The 13,698-nt window shown below is 34.3% G+C and carries 15 protein-coding genes; all 15 read right to left on the bottom strand.

Annotated elements, in window-relative coordinates:
- Nucleotides 1–3: 3 nt before the first annotated feature.
- A complete protein-coding gene (nuoH, locus tag HW119_RS03815; RefSeq protein ID WP_177761335.1) occupies nt 4–1,035 on the bottom strand; it encodes an NADH-quinone oxidoreductase subunit NuoH in 1,032 nt (343 codons plus the stop codon).
- Nucleotides 1,036–1,038: 3 nt separating this feature from the next.
- Nucleotides 1,039–2,064 (bottom strand): 2Fe-2S iron-sulfur cluster-binding protein, encoded by a 1,026-nt coding sequence (locus HW119_RS03810; protein ID WP_177761334.1) that lies wholly within the window; start codon nt 2,062–2,064, stop codon nt 1,039–1,041.
- Nucleotides 2,065–2,123: 59 nt separating this feature from the next.
- Entirely contained in the window at nt 2,124–2,468 is a 345-nt protein-coding gene (locus HW119_RS03805) for a four helix bundle protein (RefSeq protein ID WP_255498076.1), read from the bottom strand.
- Between the two features lie 114 nt (nt 2,469–2,582).
- Nucleotides 2,583–3,938, bottom strand: coding sequence for an NADH-quinone oxidoreductase subunit NuoF (gene nuoF, locus HW119_RS03800; RefSeq protein ID WP_177761333.1), 1,356 nt, complete (start codon nt 3,936–3,938; stop codon nt 2,583–2,585).
- Between the two features lie 4 nt (nt 3,939–3,942).
- A complete protein-coding gene (gene nuoE, locus HW119_RS03795; protein ID WP_177761332.1) occupies nt 3,943–4,473 on the bottom strand; it encodes a complex I 24 kDa subunit family protein in 531 nt (176 codons plus the stop codon).
- Nucleotides 4,474–4,475: 2 nt separating this feature from the next.
- Nucleotides 4,476–5,711 (bottom strand): NADH-quinone oxidoreductase subunit D, encoded by a 1,236-nt coding sequence (locus HW119_RS03790; protein ID WP_177761331.1) that lies wholly within the window; start codon nt 5,709–5,711, stop codon nt 4,476–4,478.
- A gap of 9 nt (nt 5,712–5,720) precedes the next feature.
- A complete protein-coding gene (locus tag HW119_RS03785) occupies nt 5,721–6,242 on the bottom strand; it encodes an NADH-quinone oxidoreductase subunit C (RefSeq protein ID WP_177761330.1) in 522 nt (173 codons plus the stop codon).
- A gap of 1 nt (nt 6,243) precedes the next feature.
- Nucleotides 6,244–6,795 (bottom strand): NADH-quinone oxidoreductase subunit B, encoded by a 552-nt coding sequence (locus HW119_RS03780; protein ID WP_177761329.1) that lies wholly within the window; start codon nt 6,793–6,795, stop codon nt 6,244–6,246.
- Between the two features lie 11 nt (nt 6,796–6,806).
- Nucleotides 6,807–7,172, bottom strand: coding sequence for an NADH-quinone oxidoreductase subunit A (locus HW119_RS03775; RefSeq protein ID WP_177766517.1), 366 nt, complete (start codon nt 7,170–7,172; stop codon nt 6,807–6,809).
- 276 nt (nt 7,173–7,448) lie between these two features.
- A complete protein-coding gene (locus HW119_RS03770) occupies nt 7,449–8,837 on the bottom strand; it encodes a di-heme oxidoredictase family protein (protein WP_177761328.1) in 1,389 nt (462 codons plus the stop codon).
- A 36-nt stretch (nt 8,838–8,873) separates the two neighbouring features.
- The gene (locus HW119_RS03765; protein ID WP_177761327.1) at nt 8,874–9,953 is read right to left on the bottom strand and encodes an imelysin family protein; all 1,080 of its coding nucleotides are present in this window, start codon (nt 9,951–9,953) and stop codon (nt 8,874–8,876) included.
- A 21-nt stretch (nt 9,954–9,974) separates the two neighbouring features.
- Nucleotides 9,975–11,267 carry a porin gene (locus tag HW119_RS03760; RefSeq protein WP_177761326.1) on the bottom strand — a complete coding sequence of 431 codons (1,293 nt, stop codon included), beginning with the start codon at nt 11,265–11,267 and terminating at the stop codon, nt 9,975–9,977.
- Between the two features lie 162 nt (nt 11,268–11,429).
- Nucleotides 11,430–11,627 (bottom strand): cold-shock protein, encoded by a 198-nt coding sequence (locus HW119_RS03755; protein WP_125017225.1) that lies wholly within the window; start codon nt 11,625–11,627, stop codon nt 11,430–11,432.
- Between the two features lie 155 nt (nt 11,628–11,782).
- Nucleotides 11,783–13,126 carry an acetyl-CoA carboxylase biotin carboxylase subunit gene (accC, locus tag HW119_RS03750; RefSeq protein ID WP_177761325.1) on the bottom strand — a complete coding sequence of 448 codons (1,344 nt, stop codon included), beginning with the start codon at nt 13,124–13,126 and terminating at the stop codon, nt 11,783–11,785.
- 63 nt (nt 13,127–13,189) lie between these two features.
- Nucleotides 13,190–13,672 (bottom strand): acetyl-CoA carboxylase biotin carboxyl carrier protein, encoded by a 483-nt coding sequence (gene accB, locus HW119_RS03745; RefSeq protein WP_177761324.1) that lies wholly within the window; start codon nt 13,670–13,672, stop codon nt 13,190–13,192.
- Nucleotides 13,673–13,698 lie beyond the last annotated feature (26 nt).

The raw sequence follows: 13,698 nt of genomic DNA, 5'->3' as shown, positions 1-13,698 counted from the left end.
AGTTTATTGGTTTAATAAAATAACAACAGCTGTAATAATGATGTTGATTATCGCTAGAGGAATTAAAGTTTTCCAACCTAAATTCATTAATTGGTCGTAACGGAAACGTGGTATGGTCCAACGAACCCACATATATAAGAATAAGAAGAAACAGATTTTAATGAATAAAACTGCAATTCCAATTCCGTTTGCAACGTTAGTTCCCCAATTTTCTGCTGCCCAAGTCATTCCCGGATAATTATAAGCTCCTAAGAAAAGTACAGCAAGTAGGGTAGAAGAGATGAACATCGCTGCATATTCAGCAAACAAGAAGAATCCCATTCGCATAGATGAATATTCAGTATGATAACCTCCAATTAATTCTTGTTCACATTCTGCTAAATCGAATGGTGTACGATTGGTTTCTGCAAACGAACAAACCAAGAAAATGAAGAATGCTAAAGGTTGATAGAAAATATTCCATTTCATTTCATGCTGACTTGCGGCAATATCACTTAAACTCATTGAACTTGTCATCATGATAACTGCGATGATTGAAAGTCCCATTGCAATTTCATACGAAATCATTTGAGAAGCCACACGCATCGCACTCATTAACGAATATTTGTTGTTTGATGCCCAACCTCCAATCATAATTCCGTAAACACTCACAGATAAAACTGCAAATACATAAAGTAAAGCAACGTTAATATCGGTAGCTTGTAGAATTACAGTTCTTCCGCCAATTTCAAGTGAACTTCCCCAAGGAATTACGGCACTTGTCATTAAGGCCATGGTCATTGAAATTGTTGGTCCTAATACGAATAAAAACGTATTTGGTGTGTTTGGCATAAATTCTTCTTTCGAGAATAATTTTAAACCATCGGCAAGTGGTTGAAATAAACCACCTGGTCCGGCACGGTTTGGTCCGCGTCTGTCTTGAATCCAAGCTGCAATCTTACGTTCTGCCAAAGTACAATACATGGCGAACAGCATCGTAATTGCAAAAACAATTAAGATGATTACACCTTTTTCTATAATAATAGCTTGCTCCATAATTTATGATTTTGGCGTATTATCAATTACAGGAACATCAACCATAGAAATTTTCTTACGGTCTTGTTCACGTCCTTTTAGAATTTGTTTTTCTGTATGGATTTGAACCGGTTCCATTTTTCTTGTATAATTATTCTGATTGATTACAGAGAATTTCTCGAATTTACGAGGCCCTTCAATAACCCAATCTTTTACGTCTTTATGGTCAAAACGACATTCGTTACAGATGAATTCTTCTACTTCATGATATTCATCTTTACGAGCTGTTACACGTTGAATTTCGTTTCCGAACATCCAAAGTGTTGTTTTTCCACAACATTTATCGCAATTTCTGTGAGCCGAAAATGGTTTGTTAAACCAAACTCTCGATTTGAATCGGAACGTTTTATCTGTTAAAGCTCCAACTGGACAAACGTCAATCATGTTTCCTGAATATTCGTTTTCTATTGCTGCCGAAACACAAGTTGAAATTTGTGCATGGTCGCCACGTCCAACAACACCATGAACACGACCATCTGTTAATTGTTCTGCTGTGTAAACACAACGGTAACAAAGAATACAACGATTCATGTGTAATTGAATATTGTTTCCTAAATCTTCTGGTTCAAAGGTTCTTTTTTCTTCATGGAAACGCGTTAATTCTTTTCCGTGATTGTAGCTTAAATTTTGTAAATCACATTCTCCCGCTTGGTCACAAACTGGGCAATCTAACGGGTGATTCATCAATAAAAATTCAGTAACTGATTTACGAGCTTCGGTAACTCTTGGTGATGAAATACTTTTCACTTCCATTCCGTCCATAACTCCAGTTACACAAGAAGCCATAAGTTTAGGCATTGGTCTTGGATCGGCTTCACTTCCTTTAGAAACTTCAACCAAGCAACAACGACATTTACCGCCGCTTCCTTTTAATTTTGAGTAGTAACACATTGCTGGTGGAACGCTTTCTCCTCCAATCATTCGAGCTGCTTGAAGAATTGTGGTTCCTGGTTCTACATCTATTTCTTGTCCGTCTATAGTAACTTTCATGTTAATATGTCTTAATGTCGAAAGTCTTAATGTCGAAAGTCCGAAAGAACTCTATAACATTACGACTTTTGATTTTTTTCTAAATATTTTATAAGTCCACTTATTAATTTTGTTATTTCTGATACCTCTGAAAATAATTCTTTATGTTCATGAATTGTTATGTATTCTAAATCAAGTGCTAAATATAATTGTGATCTAATCTCTGCTGAAGATTCTTTTGCAACATATAAGAAATAAATGAATTCTTTGTCTGTATTTCTCTCGAAACCTTCTGCTATATTAGATGTTATCGAAATAGAAGCTCTTCTTAATTGTCTAGTAAGTTCAAAATCCATTTTGAATTTTTCTTTACTTGTAATTTCGTAGATTCGTTTATTTAACGATCTTGATTTTTGCCAAGAAATTATTTCTTCAAATGATTCAAACTTTCCCTTTTAATATTTTTCTTTTTTAGAATTCGTTTGACTTTGTAACTTTTCTCTTTATGACTTTACACTTTACAACTTTGAATTAAATTTTTATGACTTTAAAAGGTGTTTCACTTTTTCAAATGGTTCATTGGTAAAGTGGTCTCTGTTTTTGATTCTTTCTGGGAAACGAATATGATATTCAAATTCATCTCTGAAGTGGCGAATCGCGGCTGCTACTGGCCAAGCTGCTGCATCTCCTAATGGACAAATGGTATTTCCTTCAATTTTACTTTGGATGTCCCATAACAAATCGATATCTTCCATTCTTCCTTCTCCGTTTTCGATACGCCAAAGTACTTTTTCCATCCATCCGGTTCCTTCACGACATGGTGAACATTGTCCGCAACTTTCGTGATGATAGAAACGTGAGAAATTCCAAGTATTTCTTACAATACAAGCGGTATCATTATAAACGATGAAACCACCCGAACCTAAAGATGAACCTGTTGCAAAACCACCATCAGAAAGCGATTCGTAAGTCATTAAACGGTCTTCACCGTTTGCTGTTTTGAAGATTAAATGCTGTGGTAAAATTGGAACTGACGAACCTCCAGGGATTAACCCTTTTAACGGACGGTCATCAATCATTCCACCGCAATATTCATCAGAATTCATGAATTCTTCAACGTTCATTCCCATCTCAATTTCATAAACACCTGGTTTTTTAACGTGGCCTGAAACTGAAAATAATTTAGTTCCTGTTGAACGTCCTAAACCAATTTTTGAATATTCTTCACCTGAGTTTAAAACAATCCATGGCACAGATGCAATAGATTCAACATTGTTTACAACCGTTGGGTTTTGCCATAAACCTTTAACGGCAGGAAATGGTGGTTTAATTCTTGGATTTCCTCTTTTTCCTTCTAATGATTCAATTAAAGCGGTTTCTTCTCCACAGATGTAAGCACCACCACCACAATGAACGTGTAAATCTAAATCGTAACCGGTTCCTTTAATATTTTTTCCTAACCAACCTGCAGCATAAGCTTCTTTAATGGCTCTTTCTAAGGTTTTGAAAACCCACATATATTCTCCACGAATGTAGATGTATGAAAGATTTGCACCTAATGCGAAAGAGGAAACAATCATTCCTTCAATTAATAAATGCGGAATGTATTCCATTAAGTAACGGTCTTTGAAAGTTCCTGGTTCCGATTCATCGGCATTGCAAACCAAATGTCTTGGATTGCCCGATTTTTTATCGATGAAACTCCATTTTAATCCCACAGGAAAACCTGCACCACCACGACCTCTTAATCCTGAAGTTTTAACTTCTTCAGTAATCGCGTCCGGTTCCATTTTTAATGCTTTTTCCACCGAAGCATAACCTCCATTCTGACGGTAAACTTCGTAGGTTTTGATACCCGGAATATTAATCTTATCTAATAATATTTTTCTTCCCATGGTATTATTTATCGTGTAATGTTATTTTTCCTGCTTTACAATCATCGATTAACAAATCGATTTTTTCTTTAGTTAAATGTTCGTGATAGAAATCACCTAACTGAAGCATTGGTGCATAACCACAAGCTCCTAAACATTGAACGCCAACGACAGAGAACATTCCGTCTGCTGTAACTTGTCCCGGTTTGATGTTTAGTTTTTCGCATGCATAATCCATCATATCTTCTGCTTTGTTTATCGCACAGCAAGAAGTTGAACAGAATTCTAACATGTATTTACCCATTGGTTTTTGATTGAACATGGTATAAAACGTTGTTACTTCAAAAACTTCAATTGGTTTGATGTTTAATATTTCGGCAACTTTGGTCTGAAGTTCTAAACTCAACCAATTATCATGCGCATCTTGTACTTCATGAAGAACAGGTAAAAGTGCCGATTTTTGTTTTCCTTCCGGATAATGACTAATCAATTCGTTGATTCGTGTCATCAATTCTGGAGTGAAATTTATTTCTTGTTTGTAGTTTGTTTTTTCCATAATTAACAGTCTAATTCTCCCGCAATAACGTTCATACTAGAAAGTGTGATAATAGCATCTGATAAACTTCTGCCTTTTACAATTTCGTTAAATGCTTGGTAATAAATAAAACATGGTCTTCGGAAGTGTAAACGATACGGAACACGACTTCCGTTTGTGATTAGATAAAATCCTAATTCACCATTTCCGCCTTCAACGGCATGATAAACTTCTGTATTCGGAACAGGAATTTCTCCCATTACGATTTTGAAGTGATAAATCAAAGCTTCCATATTTTGATACACATCTTCTTTTGGAGGAAGGTAATATTCTGGAACATCAGCATGGTAAGGACCTTCTGGCATTTTAGCAATGGCTTGACGAATGATTTTCATACTTTCCCAAACTTCTGCATTACGCACACAAAAACGATCGTAACAATCACCGTTTTGACCAACAGGAATATCAAACTCAAAATCTTCGTAAGAACAATAAGGTTGTGCTACACGAACATCGTAATCAATTCCGGCTGCACGAAGGTTTGGTCCTGTAAATCCGTAGCTCATTGCCATTTCTGCAGGAACAGCTCCAGCTCCGATGGTACGGTCCATGAAAATTCTGTTACGAGTTAACATGTTTTCAAATTCAGACCAAACACCAGGGAATTCATTCAAAAATTCATCAATTTTTCTCCAAGCTGTTTCAGACCATTCACGTTCAAATCCACCAATACGACCCATGTTTGTAGTTAAACGTGCGCCACAAATTTCTTCGTAGATTTCGTAAATCTTTTCACGGTATTGCATTACGTATAAGAAACCTGTTAATGCTCCGGTGTCAACTCCCATTACCGAGCTACAAATGATGTGGTCTGCGATACGAGCTAATTCCATAATAATCACACGTAAATATTGTACACGTTTTGGAATTTCTATACCTAAAGCTTTTTCAACTGTCATCCACCAACCAGTATTGTTAATTGGCGATGAACAATAATTTAAACGGTCTGTTAAAACGTTGATTTGATAAAACGGACGATTTTCTGCAATTTTCTCAAATGCTCTATGTATGTAACCAACGGTTCCTTCGCCATCAAGAATGGTTTCTCCATCCATTAATAAAATGTTTTGGAAAATTCCGTGAGTGGCAGGGTGGGTTGGTCCTAAGTTTAAAACTGATAATTCAACACCGTCTTTTTTTAGGCGTTCTTCAATTTGTTTTTGAAAACGATTTTCTGGGGTTAATAGTAAGTCAGACATATGCGTTTTTTAACAATTATTAGATATTCTTCCGAAGAAACGGTCATCCTTATCTGTACGACCTTGGTCTTCCATCGGGAATTCTTTTCTTAGTGGGAATGATTCCATTTCATCCATATTTAAAATACGTTTTAATTGCGGATGATTGTTGAACTTAATTCCGTAGAAATCGTACGTTTCTCTTTCTTGCCAGTTTGCTGATTTGTATAAATCTACAACCGAATCAACATTTGGATTTTCTGCGTTAGTAAAACATTTAATTCGAATACGAACGTTTTGAAACCAATTGTGTAAATGATAAACCACTGCAAATTGTCTTTCTTTTTCGTAATCTGGAAAATGAACACCACAAACATCTGTCAAGAAATTAAAATTTAAATCTTTATCTTCTTTTAAAAACTTGATGATTTCGTGATTCTTTTTACTGTTTATTTCAAAAGTTAAAATGTCGTGAGATTCATGATATTCAATAATATCTAAACCAAAAGTATCGACTAATTTCTTTTGAATGGTTTGGTTATCTAAGCTCATTTTATTTGATGTTATATGAGTTTAATAATTCTTTATATTCATCAGAACTTCTTCTTCTCACTGATTCGTTTTTAACGATTTCTTGTAAGGTTAAAATTCCGTCTAAAATTTGTTCTGGACGTGGAGGACAACCTGGTACATAAACATCAACCGGAATTACTTTATCGATTCCTTGTAAAACTGAATATGTATCGAAAACTCCACCAGACGATGCGCAAGCTCCAACTGCAATTACCCATCTAGGTTCTGCCATTTGTTCGTAAACTTGACGTAAGATTGGTGCCATTTTTTTAGAGATTGTACCCATTACTAAAAGCATATCCGCTTGACGGGGAGAGAAACTCATACGCTCAGCTCCAAAACGACCAATGTCGTAAGTTGCGGCCATGGTTGCCATGTATTCAATTCCACAACAAGATGTTGCAAAAGGTAGTGGCCACATCGAATTAGCTCGAGCTAAACCTACCACTTCGTTAAGTTTTGTAGCAAAGAATCCTTCGCCAGCATAACCATCTGGTGCATTTACCATTTTTGGTTTTGAATTTTTACTCATAACTTTTTAAATTAATCCCACTCAAGACCTTTTTTCTTGAATTCATAAAGAAGTCCAACAACTAATAAAAACATGAAAATTCCCATTTTCCATAATCCATCCCATCCGAATTCTTTGAAATTAACAGCCCAAGGATACATGAAGATTACTTCAACGTCGAATAAAACGAATAAAATAGCAACTAGGAAGTATTTTACATTGAATGGAATTCTGGCATTTCCGATAGACTCAATTCCACATTCGAAATTTTGGTCTTTGTTTTTAGACGCGCGTTTTGGTCCTAGAAAGCTAGAGCCAATAATTGTTAAAACAACGAAACCTGCTGCAAACACTAGTTGCATAAGTATCGGTACTAAATCAAATTGACTAGATTGCATATTTATGTTTTTATTTAACTTATAATTCACAAATATAAATTTATATTATAATTTTTTGACTATTACATAGTTTTATATTTGATTTTAAAAGGGTTTTTGGCTTAATTTAGAATGTTTATAAATAGAAATATCGATATAATTTACGAGGATATTTTTTATTGTATAATTATTTGTTTAAAAATATGTGATATTATACAATGTGTTAATTGCTTATTTTAAATAAAAAAAGACTATTCCGTTACAGAATAGTCTTTAATGAATTTAAGTTTGTTTGAGTTATAAAGAGTTTAAAAAACTTAGAAGCGCATTGCGTTCTTCTGTTTTTAAATTTTTAAATTTTTGCTTGGCGTTTTCAGCTTCACCTCCGTGCCACATAATTGCTTCGGTTAAATTTCGTGCTCTACCATCGTGTAAAAAATTAGTGTGATTATTTACGACAAAGGTTAAGCCAATTCCCCAAAGTGGTCGAGTTTTCCATTCACGACCATTTGCTAAAAAATCAGGTCGATTATCTGCTAATCCTTCGCCCATATCGTGTAAAAGCATATCAGAATATGGATAGAATGTTTGATATGACAGTGCTTTTATTGGACTGTAGCCTGTTTGCTGTTTTGGTGTATGACATTTTGAACAATCTATAGTTTCAAATATTTTTGCGCCTTTTCTAACTTCGGTAGCAGTGATATTTCTAGGAGCTGGTACTGCTAATGTTTGTGTATATAAAACGACATCTTCAAGTCGGTTTATTGGTAATTCTGGATCGTCTTGAAGACCGTCAGAACCGTTAGATTGTCCAAATCCGGTTTCGGTTTGAAAAATTGGATTGGTAATTCCCATGTCGTCATTATATGCTCCGGCACATTGAATTAATAAGTTCGAAACGTTTGCTTTCCAACCGAATCTTCCAACTTCAGTTTGTGACGTATGAGAATTCCAAACGTAGTTTAATTTTCCTTTAATTCCGTCATTATTAGAATCGTTTAAATCTTGTGCTGCAATTAAATTTGCTTCGGGAATTAATTCAATTAATCCTAATCCAAAAACGGGTGGTCCAATTCGTACCGATGTTAAAATATCTGATGGTATTGCTTGATACGTATTGATGAATTGAATTTTTGGTTTTCTTAAATTGACTTCTGTTCCGTCCGCTAAAGTTTCTGTGAATTCTTCATACAACATTTGATATTGAGCTTCTGCGACAAAGTTAAAAATGGCTTGGTTTTGAATTTGTGTTCCAAAACCAGGTACTGGAATTGTTCCTCCGTTTGGATTCGTTCCTGGTAAACTAGCTCTGACTAAAAGTCCACTTCTTGCAATTAAGTTTTCAGGATGTGATGCTCTTCCATCTCTAGGATGGCAACTGATACAAGACGAATTGTTAAAAATTGGTCCTAACCCTGAATTAATTTCTGCTGGAGCAGTTACAAATATAGATTCAAATTCTACGTCACCTCTCAAATGTTGTGCTAAATATTCATTTGATAAATTTGGCGCTGGTGTGCTATAAGCAAAGCTGGTTGTTGAAAAAATAGTGGTTTCTCCTCCGGCCATTATTCGTTCTGAAAGGTCGATTAATGATTCTTCGGGTATGGTTTCGTAATCATCGTTGTTGCTGCAACTTAATAAACAAAAAGCAATTAAACTGAATAAAACTAGATTTTTCATTTGTTGCTTTTTTAATTTTCATTTTAAACAACCTAATTAAAGATTGTTTAAAATGAAAGGTTTTAATTCATTTTTTAGAATTGTATGTAATTCATTTACTTTAACTTGTGCATTTGTAACAGCTGCACGATTGTTATAAATAGCATCTGTAAAAGTATTTGGAATAGCTTCTATTGCCGAAATGGAAGCGTTAATTGCATTTTTAACTTTAGTGTCTAAAGTGCTGTTTTTTGCTGCAACTAAAACCGAAATTCCTTTCCCGTTTCCTAAGCCGTTGTATGTTCCTAAATACATATTTTGAATACTTCTGATGTTGTCTGCAAAATCTGTTTTTGAATTATTACTAAAACGAGATTCCTCTAGTTGTGCATTCGGTGTTGAACCTTCAGAATTTAGTGGGTCTTCGATTTTTGCATTTGCAACTTCATCTGCAATTACAATCATACCTTCTGTCATTTCTTCTAAAACATTAACATATGAAGGATAAGCTTGAGGTGATGGATTTAAGAAGTTGTTTACAAAGTTTCCGCTTGACGGAATCCAACCGTTGTATAATTTTTGCGTGTTATTTTGTAAATCTTGAGCGGCAGCTTTTAATAAATCCGCTTGACGGTTCGTAATTTGAGTAGCTGTTTTTTGACCATTTTCACCCCAAAGTAAAAATTCGATTAAGTGAAAACCTCTAGCTTCGTTATTGTTTTCTAATGTTTGAACAGTGATGTTTGCAGAACCATTTAAGATATTGTTCATGGCTTCAACATCAACAGGCCAAGTGTCCATTGCTGGGTCAATTCCTTCTGTGTCAACAGGTCCGTATAAAAAACCTTCTGATTGTTCCCAATGTACACGAGTTGCTGACCAAGCTGTTTTTGCTGCGTTTAAATTTGCCTCTGTTTTGTCGTTAGCTAAAGTTTCTATCGCATTTTTTAGAGCTAATGCTCTTTGGTTTAATGTGTTGTAGGTTTGTATGATGACATTGTTTGAGTTGTTTGTTACAACTTCTTGTAATGAAGCATTTTGAATTTGATTATCTGTTGAGTCGTCGTTGTTACTACAAGAAACGATTCCTAATGTTAATACTGCGATTCCTAATGAATTAAAAATTTGATTTTTCATAATGTATGGGTTTTATTTTATTTAAAATGAGAAGGCAATTCCTGCCGAAAAAGTGTTTTCTTTTTGATTTTTTCCAATACCTAATGAAGTAACTGGGTCAATGTGTTCAGAACCTAGCGTGCGGTTTTGATATTGTAATTTCGCAACGATACTTGGAGTAATTAAATAATTTATTCCTCCTGTAATAGAATTGCGTTCCCAGCGTGGTTTTTTTACAACAGCACCTTCTGTTTGGTACATGGTGTCGTAGTAATCATATCTCACAAATGGATATAATTTTTGTTTACTATCGGCTTCAAAAAAATGTAATATTTCGTAACCAATTTCTGCTGAAAATCCTAATGCCTTTTTACCAACTGGTGTTCTTTTTACACCTAAATTATTTGATAAGGTTGCGTTTTTTCTTGAGATAATGTCTGAATTTTCTATATCTCCATAAAGTCCAATTGCATTAAAACGTAAATTGTTTTCGTTGTAAGTAACGTGAGCTTCTAATATTTTTACATAAGAAGTTACATCAATGTCGTTTTTAGGTCTGTTTGCAGATGCATTGTTGATGTAGAAAGCGGCTCCTGCGTAAGTGTTTTTGTGTGTGCCGAATTTATAATCTAATCGAAGTGTTAAGGCTAAAGATTCTGCATTTGCCATTTCAAAGCGGGTTTGATAACCTGCCTTAATCCAGTTTCTTGAACTGAATCCGCTCGAATCTAAACCGCTTGTTACGGATACTTCGTAAAGTAATTTATCATTTGCGAATGTACCGTAGAATTGTAAACCAGCTTCGTACCAACCTAGCGGTAAAAGTTCGTTTTCCATTTCTTGACGATGCGTAGTGAAGTAACTTGTCGGTCTGTCTAAGTTTTGTGCTAATCCAAAATGAATTTTCATTCTTCCGGCTCTAACATTGAAGTATTTATTAATCGAAAAGTCAATATAAATTTGTTCAAGTTTTACTTCTCCTCCGGCTTCGATTTCATGTTCGTATTCACCAGATTCTTCTTGTGTATCTAGTTCGATTGTTGAACCAGTACCTCCGTGTTCAAATTCAATTTCGGTTTTTAATTTAATCTTGTCTGTAAATTCATAGCCTAAATATAAGTTTAAACGTTCTGCATCAAATTTGTTTTTGATATTTAAATCTGTGTCAAATTTTGTGTAATTGTAATAGTTTACTACTCCGTATCCAGAAAGTGTAAAACGAGATAGATTCAATAAATTTTTATCTAAACGTTCTTTCTCTTCTTTTTTTTCTTGCCCATGAACTGTCATTAAAGGGATAAGAAATAATATTGCTAAATAATGATTGGCTTTCATCTTTATTTTTTTGACAAAAGTAAATAATTATTCTTATTTAGACTTATTTTAAATCAAATAATTTTAACATTTTTTTATTGTTTTTTTAAAATGAAAAAAATGGGCTATTTCATTAAGAAATAGCCCATTTTGTAAGGTGTAAAAAATATATATAAAATATAATTAGTCTATAACAACAACTTCTGATGCAATAGTACCTTTTTTACCGTCAGATTCTACGTAAGAAACTGAGTCTCCATCACGTAATTCTCTACTTTTGATTCCTGAGATGTGTACGAAGATGTCGTTACCTGTTTGATCATCAGTAATAAATCCGAATCCTTTTGATTCGTTGAAGAACTTAACTTTACCTGTTCTCATTTTTAATATAAATAATAATTAATAATGACCAAAGATATACTTTTTTTCAAAGTAGTCAAGTTTTTATTCGATTTTTTTTCTTAAAAAACTGATTTTTATATTTGATATAAGACAGAAAATAAAAAAATCAGCACGAAGGCTGATTTTTGTTGAATTTATGGTTTTTCCATTTTGAAAGTATCCATAAAAGCTGTTGTGTAATTTCCAGCAACGTAATTTGGATCATCCATTAATTGTCTATGGAATGGAATTGTAGTCTTGATTCCTTCAATTACAAATTCGTCTAATGCGCGTTTCATTTTGTTAATTGCTTCTTCACGAGTTTGTGCAGTAGTAATTAACTTAGCAATCATTGAATCATAATTTGGTGGAATTGTGTAACCAGAATATACGTGAGTATCTAAACGTACACCGTGCCCGCCTGGAGCGTGTAATGTTGTGATTTTACCTGGAGAAGGTCTAAAGTCCATAAATGGATCTTCTGCATTAATACGACATTCAATAGAATGTAATTCAGGTAAGTAATTTTTACCAGAAATTGGCACTCCTGCTGCTACTAAAATTTGTTCGCGGATTAAATCGTAATCAATAACTTGCTCTGTAATTGGGTGTTCTACTTGGATACGAGTATTCATTTCCATGAAGTAGAAGTTACGGTCTTTGTCAACTAAGAACTCAATCGTTCCAGCACCTTCGTATTTGATGTATTCTGCTGCTTTAACAGCTGCTTCACCCATTCTTGTACGAAGTTCGTCAGTCATGAATGGAGAAGGTGTTTCTTCAGTTAATTTTTGATGACGACGTTGAATAGAACAATCTCTTTCAGATAAATGACAAGCTTTTCCGTAAGAATCTCCTACAACTTGAATTTCGATATGGCGCGGATCAACAATAAGTTTTTCCATGTACATACCATCGTTTCCAAATGCAGCTGCAGATTCTTGACGTGCACTTTCCCATGCTTTATCTAAATCTTCGATATTCCAAATTTCGCGCATTCCACGACCTCCACCACCTGCAGTAGCTTTCATCATAACTGGTAATCCAATTTCTAAAGCTACTTTTTTAGCGTCTTCTAACGAAGCTAAAAGTCCTTCAGATCCTGGTACACAAGGTACTCCGGCTGCTTTCATGGTTTCTTTAGCGGTTGCTTTGTCACCCATTTTTTCGATCATCTCTGGAGATGCACCGATAAATTTGATTCCATGTTTTTGGCATAATTCAGAAAATTTTGCGTTTTCTGATAAGAAACCATATCCAGGATGAATAGCGTCTGCATTTGTAATTTCTGCAGCAGCTATTATGTTAGACATTTTTAAGTACGAAAGGCTACTAGCTGCAGGTCCAATACAAACTGCTTCATCAGCAAAACGTACGTGTAAGCTGTCTGCGTCTGCTGTAGAGTAAACTGCAACGGTTTTGATGCCCATTTCTTTACATGTTCTAATGATACGTAAAGCAATTTCGCCTCTGTTTGCTATTAATATTTTTTTAAACATTTTTCTGTAATTTGAAATTAAACAATTTGAAAATTTGAAAACAATTCAAATAATTATATCAAATTAAGATGGATCAACTAAGAATAATGGTTGATCAAATTCAACAGGTGATGAATCGTCAATTAAAACTTTAACGATTTTACCTGATACTTCAGATTCGATTTCGTTGAATAATTTCATAGCTTCAATCACACATAAAACATCTCCAGATTTAATTGTAGAACCTACTTCAACGAATGGAGCTTTGTCTGGTGATGGTTTTCTGTAGAATGTTCCAATAATTGGAGATTTTACAGTAATGTAATTGTTGTTTTCTGTCACTTCATTTGCAACTGATTGATTTTCAGTAGAAGCAACTGGAGCTACAACTGCAACTGGAGCTTGAGCTTGAGTTTGAACTGGTATTTGTTGGATATAAGCTGTTTCTGTAGCGCCTTCTGTTGTTGTTTTAATGGTGATTTTAAAATCATCCATTTCTAATTTAACTTCAGTAGCGCCAGATTTTGCTACGAATTTAATTAAATTTTGAATTTCTTTAATGTCCATATAATTCTGAGTTTGTTTGTTAGTTT

It is taken from the genome of Flavobacterium sp. I3-2 (genome assembly GCF_013389595.1).
Taxonomy (GTDB): Bacteria; Bacteroidota; Bacteroidia; order Flavobacteriales; family Flavobacteriaceae; genus Flavobacterium.
Note: the sequence above shows the minus strand (reverse complement) of the source record. Positions and strands in the feature narration are given on the sequence as shown.